Origin of the sequence: Mesorhizobium sp. B1-1-1, assembly GCF_006442955.1 — a bacterium.
GTDB lineage: Bacteria > Pseudomonadota > Alphaproteobacteria > Rhizobiales > Rhizobiaceae > Mesorhizobium.
Genome location: NZ_VFWW01000002.1, coordinates 486,691 through 505,403, shown reverse-complemented (window position 1 = coordinate 505,403; position 18,713 = coordinate 486,691). Strand labels below are relative to the sequence as shown.

The window sequence follows — 18,713 nt, the reverse complement described above, 5'->3', positions numbered from 1 at the left end:
CTCCTCAGGGTTGGCGGCGACCATATTGTCGGACCACAAGCCTGTCAACAGAACCTTTCCGTCGCCATACAGTTGATTTCCTGTGGGTCGAGCCCTAGGGTGGTCCAACAAATAGCAAGGAGTTCTGCGGTGGAACAGGCGAGCCACGATTCGATGGAGGCGGCAGACGAAGCCGGGATCAGCAGTTCCGCCGTCGACCAGACCGTGCGGCAGATCCTCGACCTCATCCGCAATCGCGCCATGTCCATCGGCGATGTGCTGCCCACCGAACGGGAGCTTGGCGAACTGTTCGGCGCCAGCCGCAACACGATACGCGAGGCGCTGCGCACCATCCGAACCTATGGGCTGATCGATCCCAAGCCGCGCGTCGGCGCGGTGCTCGCCGATCGCCAGAATGTCGCGATCCAGAATTTTTTCGCCGCGCAAATGGACATATCGAAAACGTCCTTTCACGACATACAAGGATTTCGCCGCATCATCGAAGTGAGCGTCGGCGACCACATCATCCTCAATGCCAGCGCCGTCGAACTTGAAGCCCTGGACGAGGTCAATGGCCTGATCGAGACCAGCAAGGATGTCCAGGAAGCCGCGCAACGCGATTTCGATTTCCATCTGGCGCTGATGAAGCTCGCCGGCAACCGCATGCTGGTGCAGACTTATCAGTTCCTGTCGCCGGTCATCCTGCACATCATGACCGTCGGCAAATCCATCCGGCCGGTGCTGAGCGAAACACGCCACGCGCATGGCGAGATCATCGCGGCGCTGCGCGCGCGCGACCGCATTGCCTACTGCTACCTGATGAGCCGGCATCTCGATTTCGGCTTGCGCTTCGTTCCCGACGACCTCGAAAACGCCCGTATGTCGGCGGCAAACCCGGTGCATCCGGGTCCGGCATCTTCCAAGGATTTGCATCATGCCTGATTTTGAGAACAAGGTGGCGCTGATCACCGGCACTACCGGCATCGCGCTCGCCACTGCGAGTCGCCTGGCGCAAGGCGGCGCTGCGATCATCGCCTGCGGCATCGACCGGGCGGCCAATGCCGCCATGCAGGAGAGCCTCGCCAAGGCCGGAGCGAATGCGCTGGTGCAAACGGTGGATGTCTCCGTTTCCGACCAGGTGCGCGACGCGGTCGCAGCGGGCGTCGCGAGGTTCGGCGGCATCGACATCATCGTCAATTCGGCGGCGGTCCACCCCTACGGCACGGCGACCACCACCGACTGGGAAACCTGGAACCGGGCGATGACGGTCAATGTCGGGTCGATCTACCTGACCGCGCATTTCGGCATTCCCGAAATGATCCGCCGAGGCGGCGGTGCCATCGTCAATGTCGCCTCGGTGCAGGGGTTCGCCTGCCAGCAGAACGTCGCAGCCTATGCCACGACCAAGGGCGCCATCCACACGTTGACGCGTTCGCTGGCGCTCGACTATGCCGCGGCCGGCATCCGGGTCAATTCGGTCAGCCCGGGCTCGATCCGCACGCCAATCCTCGAGAAGGCAGCGCGCGGCCACAATGGCAGCGACGCCGATGTCGAAGAAGCCTACAGGCGCTTCGGCGCCGCCCATCCGCTCGGCCGTATCGGCGAGCCGGAGGAAGTGGCGGAGCTCATCGCTTTCCTGTGTTCATCGAAAGCCGGCTTCTGCACCGGCGCTGATTACAAGATCGATGGCGGCCTCACCGCTGGCATCGGCGTCAAGTAGGGCGACATGAAGATCGGACTTGGCCTCTATCGCGATTCGCTGACGCCGGAGAATTTCCGTTTTGCCCGGCAGGCCGGCGCAACGCATGTCGTTGCGCATCTCACCAACTATTTTCGCGGCCGCGATCCCTCGCTGTCGGCCGGCACCGAAACGGATGGCTGGGGCGATTGTTCGACGGATGGATTGTGGAGCTACGAGGATTTCACCGGACTGGTGAAAACCGTACGCGACAACGGCCTGGAGATCGCCGGCATCGAAAACCTGTCGCCGCGCTTCTGGTCCGACGTGCTGCTCGGCGGCCCCGATCGGTCGAGGCAGCTCGACGGCCTCAAGCGCCTGGTGCGTGACGCCGGCCGGGCCGGCATTCCCTGCATAGGCTACAACTTCTCGATCGCGGGCGTGTGGGGCTGGCAGCGCGGGCCATTCGCGCGCGGCGACGCCATGTCCGTGGGGCTCGATTTGTCCGACATCGATCCAGACCTGCCGCTGCCCGACGGAGTGGTCTGGAATATGCGCTACCGGCCGGGCCGAGCCGGCGCCGCGCCTGTCAGGGTCTCGCAAGAAGAACTGTGGGAACGGCTTGGTGTCTTCCTGCGCGAAATCGTACCGGTGGCCGAAGAGGCCGGTGTCGTGATGGCTGCGCATCCCGACGATCCACCCGCCGAGGCGCTGCGCGGCACGGCGCGCCTCGTCAACCGGCCGCAGAAATATGACCGGCTGATGGATATCGTCGACTCGCCCGCCAACGGGCTGGAGCTCTGCCTCGGCTCGCTGCAGGAGATGCCGCAGGCCGAGGAGATCTACAGTCATGTGCGCCGTTTCGCGCGGCGTGGCCGCATCGGCTATATCCATTTCCGCAATGTGCGGGGCAAAGTGCCGAAATATCACGAAACCTTCGTCGACGACGGCGACATCGACATGGCCGAGATCGTCCGCATTCTGCGCGACGAGAATTATCAAGGCGTCATGATACCCGATCACACGCCTGAGATGGCCTGCGACGCGCCATGGCACGCCGGCAAGGCCTTCGCATTGGGCTACATGCGCGCACTGGTGCAGAACGCCGACGCGCTAGGCCCGGTACGAAGCCGGGCACCCGACATGGCAGCGGAGTGAATAGGGGACGCACGACTGGCATTTTTCGAGCCCGAAGGCGCCGCAAAAGCCCGCTTTCGATGGAGAGCGGGCTTTTGTTAGTCGGCTCGGTTCCTAACTCAGGATAGCGACGATCTCATATGAGTTCGGATCGACAATAACAATCCTGCCATCGGCCAGGAGGAAATATTCATAGCTCTCATAGGCAGGAACGATTTCGACGATCCGGTGCGGAAGTCGATGCAGCCGCACCTTCTGCTTCGGCACTTTCACGCCGACCGAAATGTCCACGTCGAGGTTCGAGACCGGTTCCACCTTCGTCTCGCGGATGACGTTGGTGATTTCGGTCTTCTGCTCGACGGATATATTGTTGATTGAAGCGGTTGAACTCTGGTCGGTAGTCGTACCGGCCTTGCCCTGCGCTTGCTGATCAGTCGTCGTACCGGCTTTGCCCTGCGCTTGCTGATCGGTAGTCGTACCGGCCTTGCCCTGCGCCTGCTGGTCGGTCGTCATACCGGCCTTGCCCTGCGCTTGCTGATCGGTAGTCGCGCCGGCTTTGCCCTGCGCCTGCTCGTCGGTCTTCATGCGGGGCTTGCCTTGCGCCTGCTGGTCGGTCTTTACGCCCGCCTTGCCCTGCGCCTGCTCGTCGGTCTTCATGCGGGGCTTGCCCTGCGCTTGCTCGTCGGTCTTTACGCCCGCCTTGCCTTGCGCCTGCTCATCGGTCTTCGCTCCGGCCTTGCCTTGCGCCTGCTCGTCGGTCTTCATGCCGGCCTTGCCTTGCGTCTGCTGCTCGGTGCTGCCGCCCTTCTGGCAATCGGCCGAGCCGGCTGCGCAAGTGTCTGCCCCACCCGATTGGGCCGCTTCGCCCGACTGCTGCTGGGTCTGCGCGATTGCCGCCCCACATCCGAGGGTAAGCGCTAACATGCTGGTGATCAAAGTGGTTCTCATGGGAAGTCTCCTAGGATGGCAGTCCCTTCGCGGCAAAACTTTGCCACCCCGCGATTGTTCCACCGAAGGCCAATATATTCCGGAGCGGATGGAACTGCCGGCATTTTGCGAAGTTCGGCGCATGGGGCGCACCTGCCGAAATGCCGGTGGCGTCGTCGGCTCGGCGCCCTGCGCAACATCTGATGGAGACAGAAGTGGAAAAATATCTACTGGGAACGGCAGTGGGCATCCTGTTTCTTGCGGGGGCCGGAGCGGCCGCGGCGCAAGATGTGGTCATCCAGCCGGAGCAAGAAACCGTTATCAAGGAGTATGTGAAGAAGCAGCCGCTGGCCTCGGTCCAGCTGCCCGGTGTGGAACTCAATGTCGGATCCACCGTGCCTGATACGGTCGAACTTCATGAAGTTCCCGATGTGAAATACCGCTACGTCGTGGTCGACAATCGAACAGTTCTGGTCGACCCGGAAACCCGGAAAATCGTCCAGGTCCTTCAATGACCGCATGTTCCAAAGCGCCCGCCCCGGCATGCGTCGAGGCGGGCGACGTGTGTCAGGTTTCTGTTTTCATGCATGTCTTTGTTCCAAACCGAGGCGTTTTGGGCGACATGCATGAGCATGGCTACGACTGCAGGTCAAATGCGATGTTGCGATGCTTTTGAATTGCTGAGCTGGCAACAATGTCCGCCAGTTCTTTGTCGGAGAGAGTGCATTCTGGCAGTTCGTAACGGATGGCTGACACCGCCTGCGCCGTGGAAATTGGCCATTCGAGATTTCTGCGGGAATTGATGTAGTGATCGATGGCCCGGATCAGTTCCTTCGAGGTCATATCGATCACGGGCATCGGTTCCTCTTCCTTATTTCCCCGTTTTTCTCACTGTGTTGACGGACACCGAAACCTGCCATCACAATTGTTAAAACGGCAGACGAAAAAGATGTCGATTCAGGAATAGGGGCTGGCGGTGGCTTTGGAGTTCACCTCCGCTGCATCGGTGGAAATATAACTGGGAGTGCAGCGGGTTGCGGTGTAGTGTCCCAAGTGATGGCCGCTGCAAAGGGAGAGTGCTTGCACCATGGACGGGGAAGCGGCGAAATCAGCCTTTCTGGGCGGGATTCGCGTTTTGATCGTGGAAGACGAATATTTTCTCGCCGATGACCTGCGTAAGGCTCTGGTCACACAAGGGGCGATAGTGCTCGGCCCGGTCGCCACGGTCGAGCCCGCAATCGAATTGCTGAACAGCGGTCAATGCGATTTTGCGATTCTCGATATCAACTTGCGCGGCGAGCAGACATTCGAGATTGCCCGCGAGTCGTTGGCGAAAGGCGTTCCGATCGCCTTCGCCACCGGCTATGATCAGACGGCCATTCCAGCAGAGCTCGGCGGGATCAGGCGATTTGAAAAGCCTCTGGAATTCGGCAGCATTGTCGAGTTCGTTGCCGCGACGGCACACGATACGCGATGAACGAGAGAAGCGAGCCGGCGGTTGGCCTGAGAGCGAAGACCGCGCGGCACCCGCTTATCCGCAAGCTGTCCAATTTCACGGTCCTGTCCGTGGAAGAATGCGACGCCATCGAGAGCGCGACAACAAAGGTCGCCGAATTCGCCGCCGGCGATGACGTCATCCAAAGGGGCGACCGGACAGGCGGGGTCAACCTGCTGCTCGAAGGATTTGCCTGCCGCTACAAGATTCTCGAAGACGGTCGGCGACAGATCCTTGCCTATTTGGTGCCGGGCGACCTTTGCGATCTTCACGTGTTCCTGCTGCGGCGCATGGACCACTCGATCGGTGCTCTCAGCCGCTCCAAGGTTGCGGCGATCCCGCAGAGCGCCATCCTCGGCTTCACCAACAGCTATCCCAATCTTACGCGTGCGCTCTGGTGGACCACGCTGCTCGACGAGGCGATCACCCGCGAATGGGTCGTCAACATCGGCCAGCGGACTGCTTATGAGCGGATGGCTCACCTTTTTTGCGAGCTGTTCCACAGGCTTCACGCAATTGGTGAAACGGCCGGCAAGAGCTATCCCCTACCGGTAACCCAAGCGACCCTGGGCGATACGCTCGGTCTTTCGAACGTGCACATCAACCGTACGCTTCAGGATCTCAGGCGCGACGGCCTCATTTCGTTCAACAACGGCACTGTAACGATCAAGAACCTGGCGAAACTGGAGGCGGCGGCCTTTTTCAATCCTGATTACCTTCATCTGTTGGACGTCAGGGAGCCTTTTGCATGATCAGGCACGGCCTCATCGAGTGGAGCGCAAAAATGAAACATCATAGGGAACCTGGCCTGCTTCTGCCGGTTCGGCGTGACCGGAGGCGGTAGCGAGCGATGGCCAAGCGCGATTTGATCGGCGGATCGGCAGGTACGATCGATCCGCTGGGGGTCATCCTCAATGATATTGCTGGGGGATTGGCCCGCTGCGATCGCCCTCCATATTTCCGCCGACAGCGGCGGCATTAATGCTCCTGCCGGCTCGACGGTATCATTTTCGCCGGCTGAAAACCGCGCGCGGCGGCACGAAAGCCAATCCTGGGCGCGTGAACGCGAGCCAAAGGCCGACGAGACGATGCGCTTGGCACCGCGCATGATCGAGGAACGGTTGAAAGACTGACAGGTGGCTGGAAAAAGACCTCCCAAGAAAGACGTCACGGGTACATTCTCCCGTCCGCAAGGTGTGTCCGCCGAAGAACGCGATGCTTCCGCGTCGATGCGGCTCAGCCATGTCGATGAACAGATGGACGAACGTGACGATCATATCGCCCGGCTCGAAGCCGAACTCCAGGTCACACGCGACCGCCTCCAGGCGACGAAGGCATTTGCCGCCGAATTGCAGCACCGCGTTCGCAACACGTTGAGCATTGTCCGTTCGATCGCTCGCCGGTCGGTTGAAAACAGCAACAATGTCGAGGACTATGCCTTTCACCTCGAGGGCCGCATCAATGCGCTTGCACGCACGCACAATGTGCTGATGCGATCGGCCTCGGCCACCGTGCAGCTTGACATGCTTGTCCTTGACGAGCTTGCGTCCCAAGGCGGCCGGACGGAAGATCAGTTCACCATAGATGGCCCGGATATTTCCTTGTCCGGAAAGACGGCGGAGACCTTGGGCCTGGCGTTCCACGAACTCGCCACCAACTCGATGAAATATGGCGCGCTGTCGGCAGCCGACAAATCAATCAGCGTAAGCTGGAAAGTGGGTGGCACGCCCGCCAGACAGGAGCTGAAGATCCGCTGGATCGAGGACCTGCATGGTCCGGCAGCAATACCTGCGCGACGCGGCTTCGGATCCGAGCTGATCGAAAAGGTGGTGCCCTATGAGATCGGCGGAGCTGGCTCGCTGCGCTTCACCGATGCCGAGGTGATCTGCACGATGGATATCCCCCTCTCGAACGAAATTCACCCCAGCAGGAGCCTGGAGGACCCGCCCGACGATCTCCAGCATTGAACACCGACACTCCTGCGCCGAAAGGCGGCCGGGGCCAGGAGCGTGGAGTTGGAAGGGGCTGACCCAGCACCGACCGAGGTGGCGCAACGGCCCTGGGGTTTGCCGAGTTGCCGCCGCACCAGCCTTCAAATTCTCAAAATGATGGAACTTCAGCGACAACAAAGAGTTCGGAGCGCGGCGACGGCGAGCGCGCTGTCGTGATCTCGCGACTCACCTTGAAGCGGGAGGAACCTGGATCAACAGGAGCTGACCATGAAGTCCCATACACTCGAACAACTACACGCAATCGCGGAAGTTGATACGGTGTGCCCGACAATGACGCGGAACCAACGCCTGGAGCGCTGGGCAAGTCTTCTTGAGCGTCATCCTGAACGGCGCCTCGGAGCGCTTCCGGGCACCGAATATATGAGCCCCGACATGCGCGAAAACGCCTACTGCGTGCAATCCCCCATCAGCGTCGCGTTCGAAGATCCGATACTGCGGGCGCAGGGTCTGGAAGGCGACACCTATGGCGAGGCAAAGCGCTTTTTCGAACTGTCCAACTGGCAGTTGCACAACATCGTCTGCGATTGCCACGTCGGTGCGACCATGAAAGCCGGGTGGGTCGCCGTTCGCGTGCGCGCCGCCATGGGCGAAGGTTTCAATATCTTCGCCAGGCTCAGGGCGCTGCTCGGACGTTGACCGAGACGCCATCTCGAATGCGTCGACGGAATGAACAGTCGGTCGACGCATTTTTCCTCCTTGGCGGCAAGTGACGTCGCTTCAGGAGCTTCGAGGCTCCGACCCGCTGCCGATGGTCGGATCGGGCACCACCGGACCGCGCTCGGCTTCCGATCCTTCCGCCTCTATTTCCTGCACGGCCTGGTCCCAATGCTCCTGCTCTCGGCCCGGCGGGCGGCCTTCGCGCTCCCAGATCTCGTAGGCTCGTCGCTTTATGAGTTCTTCCTTGTCCATTGGAAACTCCTCCTGCGTGCCCCAATCTCCGGCAGGCCGCTTTGTTCCCTCCGGAAACAAAGGCAACGCTTTTGGAGCGATCCGGACTAGCCGCACCGGAGCGACACGGAACCCTTGGGGGATTAGGCCGTTTCCGAGCATCGGCGCAGTGGGGGATGGCTTGGGAATGCCCGCCGCTCGAACTCTTGGCGACGAACAGGCCAATGATGTGCCTGCGCCACGCCTTGCCGCCCCGTGTGGCCTCGGCCAATCAAAGCCTTGCAGCGGGACTCCAAAGGGTGGGCGCGACGCAAATATTGGGCTTGAGATCATGACTATTGTCTTTTCGGATCGTCGCGAGGCAGGACGCGTTCTCGCTGATAAGCTCGGCCACTTCGCAGCGCGCGATGATGTCACCGTGCTGGCGCTGCCGCGCGGCGGCGTGCCTGTCGCCTACGAAGTCGCACAGGCATTGAAGGCACCGCTCGACGTTTTCGTCGTACGCAAGCTCGGCGTTCCCGGTTACGAAGAGTTGGCCATGGGCGCAATCGCGACCTCCGGCGTACGCGTCCTGAACGACGAGATCGTGGAAGGCCTCGCTGTGCCGGCCCACGTCATCGATGCGGTCACTGCCAGCGAGGAGAGGGAGCTTTTACGCCGCGAGCACCTCTATCGCGGCGAGCGGGTACCGCTCCTTGTGGAGGATCGAATCGTCATTCTCGTGGACGATGGGCTCGCCACTGGGTCGACCATGCGCGCGGCGGTCAGGGCGCTGCGCGGAAAGCGGCCTGCCCGTATCGTTGCGGCCGTTCCGGTCGGCAGTCCCGACACCTGCGAGGCGATGGAGAGCGAGGCCGACGAGGTCGTCTGTGCGACGACGCCGCAGCCGCTCATCGGCGTCGGGCGCTGGTATGAAGATTTCTCCCAAACCAGCGACGACGAGGTCCGCGCCCTTCTCGCCAAGGCGGGGCGACCAACCGCACCGTCCGGCCGCGATGCGCCGCAGAATACGGCAAACCGATTGCACAAGCACGTCGTTCGGCTCTCCGGAGACGCGCGAGACTACGACGAGCTCTTGGCGGCGATCGGCGAGGCGCGCTTCGTGTTGCTCGGTGAAGCTTCGCACGGCACACACGAGTTCTATGAGGAGCGCGCGCGGATCACGCGGCGGCTAATCGAGGAGCAGGATTTTGCCGCCGTTGCTGTCGAAGCCGACTGGCCCGACACATACCGGGTCAACCGCTATGTTCAGGGAACAGGCGAGGATATCGACGCGGAAGAGGCGCTCGCCGATTTCCGACGCTTCCCCACCTGGATGTGGCGGAACAGGGTCGTCGTCGATTTTGTCGAATGGCTGCGCCGGCACAATGAAGCGCCCGGCAAGGGCAATCCGAAAGCCGGGTTCTACGGGCTCGACCTCTATGCCTTGCATGGCGCGATGAAGGCGGTGCTACGCTATCTCGAAAAGGCCGACCCGGCCGCGGCGGAGATCGCGCGTCGCCGCTATGCCTGTTTCGACCATTTCGGCCCTGACCCGCAGGCTTATGGCTTCATAGCCGGCAATGAGGTCGACAAATCCTGCCAGGAGGCTGTGGTCGCACAGCTGGTCGAGATGCTGAAGCGGCGCCCGGCGAAGGCCGAGCCGCGCGAAGGCGCCGTCGCGGACGAACTCTTCGCGGCGCAGCAAAACGCCCGCCTCGTAAAAAATGCGGAGGCCTATTATCGGGCCATGTTCCTGGCGCCTGAATCGACCTGGAACCTGCGTGACCGGCACATGGCCGAGACGTTCGAAGCTCTCACCGCTCATCTCGGCCGGCTCGGGCGATCGCCGAAGATCGTGGTTTGGGCGCATAACTCCCATCTTGGCGACGCCAGGGCGACAGACAGGAGCCTGCATGGCGAAATCAACCTCGGACAGCTTATCCGCGAAAAGCATGAGCGCGAGGCCTTCCTCGTCGGCTTCACGACGTATCAAGGAACGGTGACGGCCGCGTCGAACTGGGACGGTCCGGCGGAGCGCAAGGCTGTCCGGCCTGCCCTGGCGCGCAGCTATGAGGCGCTGCTGCATGCTGTCCCGTCCGATCGCTTCCAGCTGGATCTGCGCGGCGACGGCGAAGCCCTGCCGCGACGGCTCCTGGAGCGCGCGATCGGCGTCATCTACCGGCCTGAGACCGAACGGGCCAGCCACTACTTCCATGCCAACCTTGCCGCGCAATTCGACATGCTGCTGCATTTCGACGAGACGCGGGCGGTTGAGCCGCTGGAGCGCAGCTCGCAATGGGACGCCGGCGAGCTCGCGGAGACCTATCCGTTCGGGGTTTAGGGACCGATCCAGTTGAGATGGAGATCGCCATGGTCTCAGTCCTGAAGACAAACGAGAAGGCCGTGCAGGTTCCCGCCGGCGGCGCAATGCTCGCGGGCAACCTGTCGCTGCCGCAGGAAGCCCGTGGGCTCGTCCTCTTCGCTCACGGCAGCGGCAGCAGCCGGCACAGCCCGCGCAACCGCTATGTGGCCGGACGGTTGAACGAGGCGGAACTCGCCACGTTACTCATCGACCTGTTGACGACCGAAGAGGAGCGTATCGACCAGATTACCGCCGAGTTGCGGTTCGACATCCGCTTGCTCGCCGATCGACTGGTTCAGGTTACCGACTGGCTGCACATGTCCGAGGAAACGTCGGCGCTGCGCGTCGGTTATTTCGGCGCGAGCACAGGGGCTGCCGCGGCGCTGATGGCTGCGGCAGAGCGCCCGGATCGAGCGGCCGCCGTCGTCTCGCGCGGCGGGCGTCCGGATCTTGCGGCACCTGCCCTGCCCCGCGTCCGGGCACCAACGCTGCTCGTGGTCGGCGGCGCAGACACGCAGGTGATTGCGCTCAACCGTTCGGCGTTCGCGGCGCTGCGGTGTGAAAAGGAGCTGGCCATCGTTCCGGCTGCGACGCACCTGTTCGAGGAGCCCGGCGCGATGGAAGAAGTGGCGGACCTCGCGATCCAATGGTTCCTGCGCCAACTGCCCGCGTGACGCCGGCGCCAACGCCTCATCAGAGAGCCAGATCGATTGGGTCGTCGGCGCGTCAAAAATCATTCCGCGGAGGAGTTCCATGACAGTCAGGGTTCTGCAATTTCTCGCCATTGTCATTTCGGCCCTCGCGCTCATCCCGGCAGGGGCCCATCTCGCCGCTCTTCCCAACAAGATATCTCTGCCGCAGCCGGAATATTTCACCGTCCAAGGCATCTATTACGGATGGGCGATCCTTGGATTGCTCTGGCCTGCCGCGCTGATCGTGAACGCATTGTTGGCGATCTCCGTGCGCTCACAGGCTTGGCCCTTTTGGCTCGCCCTGCTTGCGGCGCTGTGTTTCGCGATCATGCTCGCGATCTTCGTTGTCTGGACGCTCCCTGCCAACCAGGCGACGCAGAACTGGACGACAGTTCCCGCAAACTGGGAAGCGCTCAGGCAGCAATGGGAATATTCTCATGCGGTAAATACCGCGATTGTATTTGCCGCGCTCTGTCTCGCGACGCTGTCGGCGCTCTCGTGGCGTCCGGCCGATCTGTAGATTGTCGCCGGAGAAAGTCTCTTTTCCTCCGGATCATTCGCGCCATCGATGCGTTAGGTTTTCTGGAGGTCGCGACGTCGCACCGCCATCTGTCCCGCTGTATCCAACGAGGAGAAAGCGATGCCGGATAAGAAAACCATCGAGAAAGCGAAAAAAGACAAGCGCGAAGGTAAATCGCCCACCACGCAGGCCGGCGAATTCGTGCATGACGAGATCGAGAAGGTCCGTCGCGGCAAGCACGGCGCGCGCTCGACCAAGCAGGCGATCGCCATCGGTCTTTCGGAGGCGCGCCGCGCAGGCGTCGACCTGCCTCCGCCCAAGAAACGAAGCGTCAAGGAGAGCACCCGCAAGAGCGCCGAATACGCCTATGAAGTTGGCCAGGGCGAACGTAAGCCAAAACGCAGCCCCAAGGTCTCGAAGGCCGTTTCCGAGGTTCTCGAGCACGAGCCGAAGAACACGGCATCCCATGAGGCGCTTTCAAGACAGACCAAGCAGGCGGCGTCGCGCCGGACGGCCGAGGAGCGCTCGGCCGCAGCCAAGAAAGCCTCGGAGACGAAGGGCACTGCAGGCCGGTCCGCCGCCGCACGCAAGGCGGTCCGCACCAAGGGTGCTGCTGGAAGAAAGAAAGCAGCGCAGAAGGCCGCCAGCACGCGTGCGGGCCGAACCTAGACTAGAAGGTCGAAAACCCGCTACGCACTCTCTCCAGCCGGCTGGTGAGAGGTAGCTGGACCGCAGCCAGCGTCAAGCGATGCGCACTATGTCAGCTGGGACAGTGCGATCGTGTGAGATACGGCCGTCCTTGTCTTTGTCTCGATCCGGCGGGAACAACGGCCCGTGTTCAAGGTTATGGAAAGCTACACCGGTGGTGGAGCTTTCATGACAACCTTAGGGAGACGAAGACATGGCGACTGCGAAGAAGGCGGCGACGAAAGGGCTGGAAGCCCTGTTCCTCGACGGGCTGAAGGATATTTATTACGCCGAAAAGAAAATACTAAAGGCGCTGCCCAAGATGGCCAAGGGTGCCGAGTCCGAGGAGGTCGCGGCGGCGTTCGAGAAACATCGCGTGGAAACCGAAGGCCAGGTCGACCGCCTCGAACAGGTGTTCGACCTGATGGACAAGCCAGCCCGCGGCAAGACCTGTCCGGCAATCGACGGCATTCTCGAAGAGGGTTCGGAGATTCTCGACGACTATAAGGGCGACCCAGCATTGGATGCAGGACTGGTCGGAGCGGCACAGGCGGTCGAGCACTATGAAATCGCACGCTACGGCACGTTGATCGCGTGGGCTGAACAGCTTGGCAAGAGCGACGCGGTCAAGCTCCTCAACGAGACGCTCAAAGAGGAAGTGGCAACCGATGAAGCGCTTACAGGCTTAGGCGAAGGCGGGGTCAATGAGCGGGCTCTTGAGAAAGCCGCTTAGCCGCGGGGCAGCCCGGCGCTAAGCGCCCGGCAGCCTTCCTGTCCAGAGCGGGGTGCGTTCGAGTTGAACTGCGGGTCCTGCTCTGGATTTGGCTGCCGGGAACCTGCCTCGACAAAACAGGTTGTCAAATCATCGAACCTTACAGGAGGATCCGCGAAATGCCGGAAGACCTGTCTCGCGAGGAAGAGCAACGCGGTACCGGAAAGCTCATCACCTGGAGTGTCGTGATCGCCGCCGTGTTTTTTATTGGCCTCTTGGCCATATTCGTCCTCAAGCCGCTTATGACGGGATCTTAGGATCCTTTCGAGCCGCAGCGCGCTTGAGCCGCGCCGGAACATGCTCGCAAGCAATTCGATGACCGCAAACAGTTCCGGCATGCTTTGCGACGCGGCGGTGATGCGATCGAATGTTCCCCCAAAGGAGTGCGAACCATGCCCCTGACGCTCAGCAGCCCCGCCTTTGCCGACGGCGGAGAGATCCCCGAAGCCTATACTCGTGACGGCAAGAACGTATCTCCGCCTCTGAAGTGGGCCGGGGTACCGGACGGCACAAAGAGCCTCGTCCTTGTCGTCCAGGATCCCGACGCGCCGAGCGGAATGTTCGGCCATTGGGCGGTGTTCAACATATCGCCGGAGGTGCAGGAGTTGCCCGAAGCGGAAAGCGGCAGACCGGGTCCACAGGCCCTCAGGCAAGCGCGGAACGATTTCGGTAACGCCTATTACGACGGCCCTGAACCGCCTGTGGGCCACGGTGTCCATCACTACCACTTCCGGCTGGCGGCGCTCGACACGCCGAACCTTGCTACCCCGCAAGCACGGGCGTGGAGCGTATCTGGCAGGAGGCGCAAAAACATTTGCTGGAGCAGGCAGAACTCGTCGGAACCTACGAACGTGGCCGGTAATTGAAGGCAGATTGATCCGGGCGCCGTCGTCCACGTGCGGAACGGTTCTTCTCCTTGCCGGTTGTGAGGGAAAGGAGACGTCCCATGTTTGAAAGCGTCATGTGGTTGATCGTCGTCGCCGGCGGGCCATTGTTGCTGCTCGTGTTGCTGGCCTACGTCATTGTCACCCGACGTCGCCGCGGTCCCGCAGAACGCAGAGAAAGCGATCGAGCCACCGATCGGCTCTATCATCAGGACAAGGATTGATTGTAGCTACCGTGGCCCACAGCAAACTTAATCAGCGGTCCAAACATCCCTCGCACATGTCCCGAAGATCAATTTCGGGCGAGGCACCCACGCCGGCCTGGCTGCAAAGTGCCCCGCCGCCCTGGCAGGCTTGTTCTTCAGGGCCGGTTTATTGCCCTGCCGCCGTCGCGCTCAGGGACATAGTCGCCCGCGTTGACGTCAAAGCCGGTCCAGCCATCCGCCTCGTAAGCCCTGCGGCGTTCCATTACGTCAACCGAGCTGGACTGACCCAGAATGTCCTCGGCTTCCGGAACAAGCCCATCGTCCACCTTGGCCGTCACCAGCGTACCGCCACGACGTACGCCCTCTGCATAGACATTTGCATCGTTTTCGGAAACGCCCGAATCCGTCAGAGCGCCAATGATACCGCCCGCCGCACCACCAGCCACCGCGCCGGCAACCGCCCCGGTGGCGGTAGCGGCAAGCCATCCGGCCGCAACCACAGGTCCGACGCCCGGAACGGCCATGACGCCCAACCCTGTCAGCAAACCGCCGGCGCCACCGACCACGGCCCCTATCCCTGCACCGCTCGCGGCATCTTCAGCGGCTTCGGAACGATCTCTCTCGTACCAGCCATCCGAGTTGTTGGCGATGATGCTGATATCGGAATGTGGCACTCCGGACGCTTCCAGTTCGCCGACCGCGTCGGCTGCGTCGTCATAGTTGTCGAACAGTGCAGTTACGGTTTTCATTTTGATATCTCCTGATCGGGCTCATTTGCTGTCGGCGACGACGTTGCCCTGATAGTCGAGCCCGACGGCGACACTTTGGCCTGACTTGGTCGCCTGGCCGCGCCAGATGCCTTGATCGTCCTTGGCAAGCTTCGACACATTGGAATAGCCGGCATCCTCGATGCGGCTCTTTGCCTGGGTCTCGGTGAAACTGTTTGCGCCGGGCACCAGGGCCGCGGCATTGGGCGTGTTCGTGGTTTTCACAGCGGGCGTTGTCGCTCCCGTGATGGAGTCCTGGCCGGCGGCGATCTTTTCGATCATCTGCCGATGCATCTTCAACGTATCGACCGTCTGCTGGGCGAACGTCTTGAGGGCCGCATTGTCGCCGTCGCGGGCGTAGCTTTCAAACAGATTGACGGCATCGGCGTGCGCCTTGCGCTGCATGTCCACATAGGCCGGATCGATTGGCGGCTGTGCGTTCTGGAGCTTATCCAGATCGGCCTGATGCTGCGCATCGAGCGCCGTCGGCATCTTCAACTTCTGTTCGCCGGCAATCGTTTCCAGCTTGGCGTTGGCCGCGCCGTGGTCCCGGATCATCGTCTGCGCGAAATTCTTGATGCTTTGATCCTGGGCCTTGTCCTGGGCAATCTTGCTTGAGTCGACTTCGAACTTGCCGCCGACGGTGGCCTTGTCGACGAAATCCTGGGCGCTGTCGGCAGCAGCCAAAGCAGGCATTGCGATAAGCATGGAAGCAGCGGCGAGCGAGGCAAGAAGGTGTCGCGTTTTCATTGGCTTTGTCCTTGTCGATGCGCGAACTTACGATGCGCCCTAACAAGCCAGGATGGGCTTTGTTCCGGCGCCGTGCGATGCGCTGCAAGCGCCTTCGGACAGGCCCCACAGCCGGCCAGGAGACCTTCAACATCGGGACCGCGGCGCGGAACAAATCGGCGGCTGCGAGATTTGATTTTAAATGCGACCCATGAGCGTGAATCTGTCGACCGAGCGAACTTGCCGAATTGGGTTCCGAGGAGAGTTCATGGCCAAGATTTCAAATTCCACACCTGCCGCAGCCAGGGGAGAAGTTCAGGCCGGAGCCACACGGGACAAAACGCCCGGATTCGATCCTGCAGTTGCCCCGTTCGAGACCGACGCCGAGGCGGCGGACACGCAGAACCCGGTCACTGAAGCAGGTCCGCAGCGTTCTCTCCGGCCAAAATTCGAAAACGATGCCAGCTTCGCCAACGCGATGCGGCCGGTGGAGAACGAGCCCGAACTGCAGCCCCGCAGCAACTGGCCGCTAATGATGATTGCGGCCGTCGTGCTGATAGCGGCCGCGGTGTTCCTGGCAGCCAGCCTGCTGCGGTAAGGCGCATCATCCTGAGTGCAGACAGCATCAGACAACCCTTGGCTGAGTTCGAGCACTTTCGCGCGGCCGTCCGCCTGGGTCGTCATCGATCCTGCCTCCCTCGTGGATGAAATTCGGGGGCGCCCTTCATGCCGGAAAGTTCCGTTGTCGAACACAGCAGCCGCGGCCGTGCAGGATCGGAGATGTCGAGCTTGTCCCAGGGAATACGGTACAGGCCGTCGCGACGGCGCAGCCGGAAGAAATCCAGCACCGCCGTACCGATGGTCGAGGCCGAGAGACGCTCGAAAGCGGCGTAGATACCGACATGGAATTCGATAACGACGAAGTCGTCGCCGGCCGGTTCGGCTCGTATCTCCTCGATATAGCCGATGCTTTCGCCTTGCCGCGAGAGAACGCGTCGTCCGGCCAGATGCTCGAGGTTGACGGTGGACATCATCAAGCTCCCGGAATGCGTCCGATGACATGGTCGCGCAGCCAGTCCTGCCAGGCGAAGATCGAGGTTTCGCGCACATCGATATCGAACTGGATGTCGACGCCTATGTCCTGGACCTTCTTCCAGGCGATCCGGTGCGGCTTGCGATGGCGTTTGCCGCCCCACGCTGCCGCGAGTTGCGTCATCCAACGCCCTGGCCGTACGCCCAGGCGACGCGCCAAGGTGACGGAGCCGAGCTCGACCGCGATGATCCTCGGCGGCTTGCCCGGCCGCAACTCCGCCACCAGCCCGTCGATCTTGCCGATCTTGACCTGCTCGCGGTCGACGATCTGCTTGTCGAGGATGTCGCGCAGCAAATCCATCACGTGCCTCCGAATATCTGCAGGGGAATGGTCACCACGGCGAGCACGAAACCAAGCCCGATGATGAAGATCACCGCGGCATTCGAGACAATGCCGTTGCGGTGCTCGCCGACATAGCGCTTGTCGTTCAGCAGAAAAAGGAAAGGAATTACCGTCAGCGGCAGGCTGGCGGCGGTCAGCGCCATGGAAAAAATGGTGAGCTTCAGCGGATCCAGGCCAAGCATGATGGGGATGGCGGCCAGAAACAATGATACCGTGTAGACGGCACTGAAGCCAGGATCGTCGCGTGGCTTGAGGTTTTCGCCCCAGTTCCATCCAAACCCTTGCGCCACGAGATAAGCCTGTTGCAGCCCAACCTCGAGTGCGGCGCCGAAGCAAGCGATGGCGAGCGAGGCAACGAACAGGACGAAGCCCCAGAAGCCGAATATCGGGATCAGCATCAATGGTAATTGATGATAGTCGTCGACCTGATCGATGCCGTGCGTTGCAAGCACGAGCGCGGCCACCATCAAGACACCGATCGAAATGGTGCCGCCAAAAGCCATGCCCAGTCCGGCGATGGCCCGATTGGTTCCGAGATAGCTTCTGTCCCACTGGTCCTCGATCGCCCCCGAGGAATAGAACATGAACAGGTAAGGCGATATCGAAGCGCCAAGAATGCTGACCGCCATGTACCAGTAATTCGCCGCGTCGTGGGCCGGCAGTGTAGGCACCGCGCCGGACGCGACAGCTGTCCAATCGGGCTTCAGCATCACCGCTGCGACCACGAAGCACAGCGTCACGAGGCCGAGTATCGACACGCCTTTCTCGATCAGTCCGAACGTGCCTTTCCACAGCAACAGCCATGCCATCAAAGCCACGGGTAAAGCCCACCATTGGAAGCCAATGCCGGTGGCAAGTTCGAGCGCGATGGCAACACCACCGATCTCGGCGGACAGCACCATGAAATTGACCAGCAGGGCGGCAAGCAATGGCCATAGCGAAACGTTGAAGCCAAATCGTTCCCGGATCCCGTCAGAGATCGTGTGATGGCTCACGGCGGCAAACCGGCCGGCCATCTCGACCAGAAAAATGATGCAGATGGTGCCGAGAACCACCGCCCAGATCAGCTGAAACCCGAAGGTCGCACCTGCCTGGGCTGCCGTCGCCATCGATCCGACTTCCAGGAAGCCGCCAACACTGGTGACGATGCCCAGCGATATTTCCAGGAGCTTCTTCATGGCTTCGGCGCGAAATATCTGAAGTAAGCGGCGGCCAGGGAGCGCGTGGCCGTCCGAATATCTTCCTGAGCCTCCTGCACTTGCGGGCGGCGGTCCGCTTGCACTCCCGCCTGGGCGCGGTTCACCGCGATCGACAGGTCCTTGACCGCCTCCGCCAACGCAGCCTGCTCGGCAGGTTCAGCCGTAGTGGCCGATCGGATCTTCGCGTCGATATCGGCCAGTGTCGTGCCGGCCGATTGCAGCGTGCCCGAAGCATATTTGGAAGGGGCAGCTCCCGCCGCCCAGGCATCAAGCGTCATTGATACGGTCTGCGCCGTCGAGGCGGCAGTTCGGGATTGCTGTTCGATCTGGTCCGAGGACGAGCACGCGGTCGACATGGCCAT

Annotated in this window: 26 protein-coding genes and 1 pseudogene; 17 read left to right on the top strand and 10 right to left on the bottom strand. The window is 61.7% G+C overall.

Annotated features, from left to right (window positions below; all coding sequences use genetic code 11):
- Positions 1 to 129 precede the first annotated feature (129 nt).
- Genes FJ986_RS05430 through FJ986_RS05420 form a run of 3 tightly spaced genes read left to right on the top strand, consistent with a single transcriptional unit; the run spans position 130 to position 2,815 of the window.
- Complete coding sequence (locus tag FJ986_RS05430) at positions 130 to 921, top strand: FCD domain-containing protein (RefSeq protein ID WP_246681772.1); 792 nt, start codon at positions 130 to 132, stop codon at positions 919 to 921.
- On the top strand, positions 914 to 1,699 hold the full coding sequence (locus FJ986_RS05425) for an SDR family oxidoreductase (protein WP_140673603.1): 786 nt from the start codon (positions 914 to 916) through the stop codon (positions 1,697 to 1,699). Before FJ986_RS05430 ends, FJ986_RS05425 begins: the two co-directional genes overlap by 8 nt.
- 6 nt (positions 1,700 to 1,705) lie before the next feature.
- Positions 1,706 to 2,815, top strand: a complete 1,110-nt coding sequence (locus FJ986_RS05420) for a mannonate dehydratase (protein ID WP_140673601.1) — start codon at positions 1,706 to 1,708, stop codon at positions 2,813 to 2,815.
- Between the two features lie 93 nt (positions 2,816 to 2,908).
- Here the strand turns inward: FJ986_RS05420 and FJ986_RS05415 are convergent, their stop codons facing one another.
- Positions 2,909 to 3,559 (bottom strand): DUF1236 domain-containing protein, encoded by a 651-nt coding sequence (locus FJ986_RS05415; protein WP_246681771.1) that lies wholly within the window; start codon positions 3,557 to 3,559, stop codon positions 2,909 to 2,911.
- Between the two features lie 377 nt (positions 3,560 to 3,936).
- Here FJ986_RS05415 and FJ986_RS05410 point away from each other — a divergent pair, with 377 nt between their 5' ends.
- Positions 3,937 to 4,236: a DUF1236 domain-containing protein gene (locus tag FJ986_RS05410; RefSeq protein ID WP_224519082.1), complete on the top strand. Its 300-nt coding sequence runs from the start codon at positions 3,937 to 3,939 to the stop codon at positions 4,234 to 4,236.
- Positions 4,237 to 4,357: 121 nt separating this feature from the next.
- Here FJ986_RS05410 and FJ986_RS05405 read toward each other — a convergent pair whose 3' ends face one another.
- Positions 4,358 to 4,579, bottom strand: a complete 222-nt coding sequence (locus FJ986_RS05405) for a hypothetical protein (protein ID WP_140497477.1) — start codon at positions 4,577 to 4,579, stop codon at positions 4,358 to 4,360.
- A gap of 229 nt (positions 4,580 to 4,808) precedes the next feature.
- Here FJ986_RS05405 and FJ986_RS05400 point away from each other — a divergent pair, with 229 nt between their 5' ends.
- From FJ986_RS05400 to FJ986_RS05380, 5 genes are all read left to right on the top strand, one after another.
- Positions 4,809 to 5,198 (top strand): response regulator, encoded by a 390-nt coding sequence (locus tag FJ986_RS05400; protein ID WP_140497475.1) that lies wholly within the window; start codon positions 4,809 to 4,811, stop codon positions 5,196 to 5,198.
- On the top strand, positions 5,195 to 5,968 hold the full coding sequence (locus FJ986_RS05395) for a Crp/Fnr family transcriptional regulator (RefSeq protein ID WP_140497473.1): 774 nt from the start codon (positions 5,195 to 5,197) through the stop codon (positions 5,966 to 5,968). Before FJ986_RS05400 ends, FJ986_RS05395 begins: the two co-directional genes overlap by 4 nt.
- 162 nt (positions 5,969 to 6,130) lie before the next feature.
- Positions 6,131 to 6,349, top strand: a complete 219-nt coding sequence (locus tag FJ986_RS05390; RefSeq protein ID WP_140673599.1) for a hypothetical protein — start codon at positions 6,131 to 6,133, stop codon at positions 6,347 to 6,349.
- Positions 6,350 to 6,352: 3 nt separating this feature from the next.
- On the top strand, positions 6,353 to 7,183 hold the full coding sequence (locus tag FJ986_RS05385; protein WP_140515226.1) for a sensor histidine kinase: 831 nt from the start codon (positions 6,353 to 6,355) through the stop codon (positions 7,181 to 7,183).
- Positions 7,184 to 7,435: 252 nt separating this feature from the next.
- Positions 7,436 to 7,864 (top strand): hypothetical protein, encoded by a 429-nt coding sequence (locus tag FJ986_RS05380; protein WP_140515225.1) that lies wholly within the window; start codon positions 7,436 to 7,438, stop codon positions 7,862 to 7,864.
- A gap of 81 nt (positions 7,865 to 7,945) precedes the next feature.
- On the opposite strand, the gene FJ986_RS05375 is transcribed toward FJ986_RS05380, so the two are convergent.
- Positions 7,946 to 8,137 (bottom strand): DUF2934 domain-containing protein, encoded by a 192-nt coding sequence (locus FJ986_RS05375; protein WP_140497466.1) that lies wholly within the window; start codon positions 8,135 to 8,137, stop codon positions 7,946 to 7,948.
- Between the two features lie 310 nt (positions 8,138 to 8,447).
- On the opposite strand from FJ986_RS05375, the gene FJ986_RS05370 reads away from it, so the two are divergent.
- From FJ986_RS05370 to FJ986_RS05350, 5 genes are all read left to right on the top strand, one after another.
- A complete protein-coding gene (locus FJ986_RS05370) occupies positions 8,448 to 10,439 on the top strand; it encodes an erythromycin esterase family protein (protein ID WP_224671758.1) in 1,992 nt (663 codons plus the stop codon).
- 29 nt (positions 10,440 to 10,468) lie between these two features.
- On the top strand, positions 10,469 to 11,134 hold the full coding sequence (locus FJ986_RS05365) for a dienelactone hydrolase family protein (protein ID WP_140515223.1): 666 nt from the start codon (positions 10,469 to 10,471) through the stop codon (positions 11,132 to 11,134).
- A 79-nt stretch (positions 11,135 to 11,213) separates the two neighbouring features.
- On the top strand, positions 11,214 to 11,672 hold the full coding sequence (locus FJ986_RS05360) for a DUF1772 domain-containing protein (RefSeq protein WP_140628931.1): 459 nt from the start codon (positions 11,214 to 11,216) through the stop codon (positions 11,670 to 11,672).
- 120 nt (positions 11,673 to 11,792) lie between these two features.
- Positions 11,793 to 12,341, top strand: coding sequence for a DUF6496 domain-containing protein (locus FJ986_RS05355; protein ID WP_140655477.1), 549 nt, complete (start codon positions 11,793 to 11,795; stop codon positions 12,339 to 12,341).
- Positions 12,342 to 12,573: 232 nt separating this feature from the next.
- Positions 12,574 to 13,092 carry a ferritin-like domain-containing protein gene (locus FJ986_RS05350; RefSeq protein ID WP_140497458.1) on the top strand — a complete coding sequence of 173 codons (519 nt, stop codon included), beginning with the start codon at positions 12,574 to 12,576 and terminating at the stop codon, positions 13,090 to 13,092.
- Here the strand turns inward: FJ986_RS05350 and FJ986_RS05345 are convergent.
- Positions 13,089 to 13,469: a hypothetical protein gene (locus FJ986_RS05345; protein ID WP_140673597.1), complete on the bottom strand. Its 381-nt coding sequence runs from the start codon at positions 13,467 to 13,469 to the stop codon at positions 13,089 to 13,091. The genes FJ986_RS05350 and FJ986_RS05345 overlap by 4 nt on opposite strands.
- A gap of 54 nt (positions 13,470 to 13,523) precedes the next feature.
- Here FJ986_RS05345 and FJ986_RS05340 point away from each other — a divergent pair.
- Together FJ986_RS05340 and FJ986_RS05335 are read left to right on the top strand one after the other, a co-directional pair.
- Positions 13,524 to 13,993 (top strand): annotated as a pseudogene (locus FJ986_RS05340) (YbhB/YbcL family Raf kinase inhibitor-like protein).
- Positions 13,994 to 14,077: 84 nt separating this feature from the next.
- The gene (locus FJ986_RS05335; protein ID WP_140497454.1) at positions 14,078 to 14,239 is read left to right on the top strand and encodes a hypothetical protein; all 162 of its coding nucleotides are present in this window, start codon (positions 14,078 to 14,080) and stop codon (positions 14,237 to 14,239) included.
- Positions 14,240 to 14,376: 137 nt separating this feature from the next.
- Here FJ986_RS05335 and FJ986_RS05330 read toward each other — a convergent pair whose 3' ends face one another.
- Both FJ986_RS05330 and FJ986_RS05325 read right to left on the bottom strand, forming a co-directional pair.
- A complete protein-coding gene (locus FJ986_RS05330) occupies positions 14,377 to 14,970 on the bottom strand; it encodes a general stress protein (protein ID WP_140497452.1) in 594 nt (197 codons plus the stop codon).
- A 21-nt stretch (positions 14,971 to 14,991) separates the two neighbouring features.
- The gene (locus FJ986_RS05325; protein WP_140561664.1) at positions 14,992 to 15,738 is read right to left on the bottom strand and encodes a DUF4142 domain-containing protein; all 747 of its coding nucleotides are present in this window, start codon (positions 15,736 to 15,738) and stop codon (positions 14,992 to 14,994) included.
- A gap of 247 nt (positions 15,739 to 15,985) precedes the next feature.
- Here FJ986_RS05325 and FJ986_RS05320 point away from each other — a divergent pair, with 247 nt between their 5' ends.
- Entirely contained in the window at positions 15,986 to 16,315 is a 330-nt protein-coding gene (locus FJ986_RS05320; protein ID WP_140515219.1) for a hypothetical protein, read from the top strand.
- 82 nt (positions 16,316 to 16,397) lie between these two features.
- Here the strand turns inward: FJ986_RS05320 and FJ986_RS05315 are convergent, their stop codons facing one another.
- From FJ986_RS05315 to FJ986_RS05300, 4 genes are read right to left on the bottom strand one after another with little or no spacing between them, the layout of a single operon-like run.
- Positions 16,398 to 16,748 carry a hypothetical protein gene (locus FJ986_RS05315; RefSeq protein WP_140561666.1) on the bottom strand — a complete coding sequence of 117 codons (351 nt, stop codon included), beginning with the start codon at positions 16,746 to 16,748 and terminating at the stop codon, positions 16,398 to 16,400.
- A gap of 2 nt (positions 16,749 to 16,750) precedes the next feature.
- The gene (locus FJ986_RS05310; protein ID WP_140515218.1) at positions 16,751 to 17,110 is read right to left on the bottom strand and encodes a hypothetical protein; all 360 of its coding nucleotides are present in this window, start codon (positions 17,108 to 17,110) and stop codon (positions 16,751 to 16,753) included.
- Positions 17,110 to 18,330, bottom strand: a complete 1,221-nt coding sequence (locus FJ986_RS05305) for an Nramp family divalent metal transporter (RefSeq protein ID WP_140497442.1) — start codon at positions 18,328 to 18,330, stop codon at positions 17,110 to 17,112. The genes FJ986_RS05310 and FJ986_RS05305 overlap by 1 nt, the downstream gene beginning before the upstream one ends.
- On the bottom strand, positions 18,327 to 18,713 hold the full coding sequence (locus FJ986_RS05300; protein ID WP_224647132.1) for a hypothetical protein: 387 nt from the start codon (positions 18,711 to 18,713) through the stop codon (positions 18,327 to 18,329). Before FJ986_RS05300 ends, FJ986_RS05305 begins: the two co-directional genes overlap by 4 nt.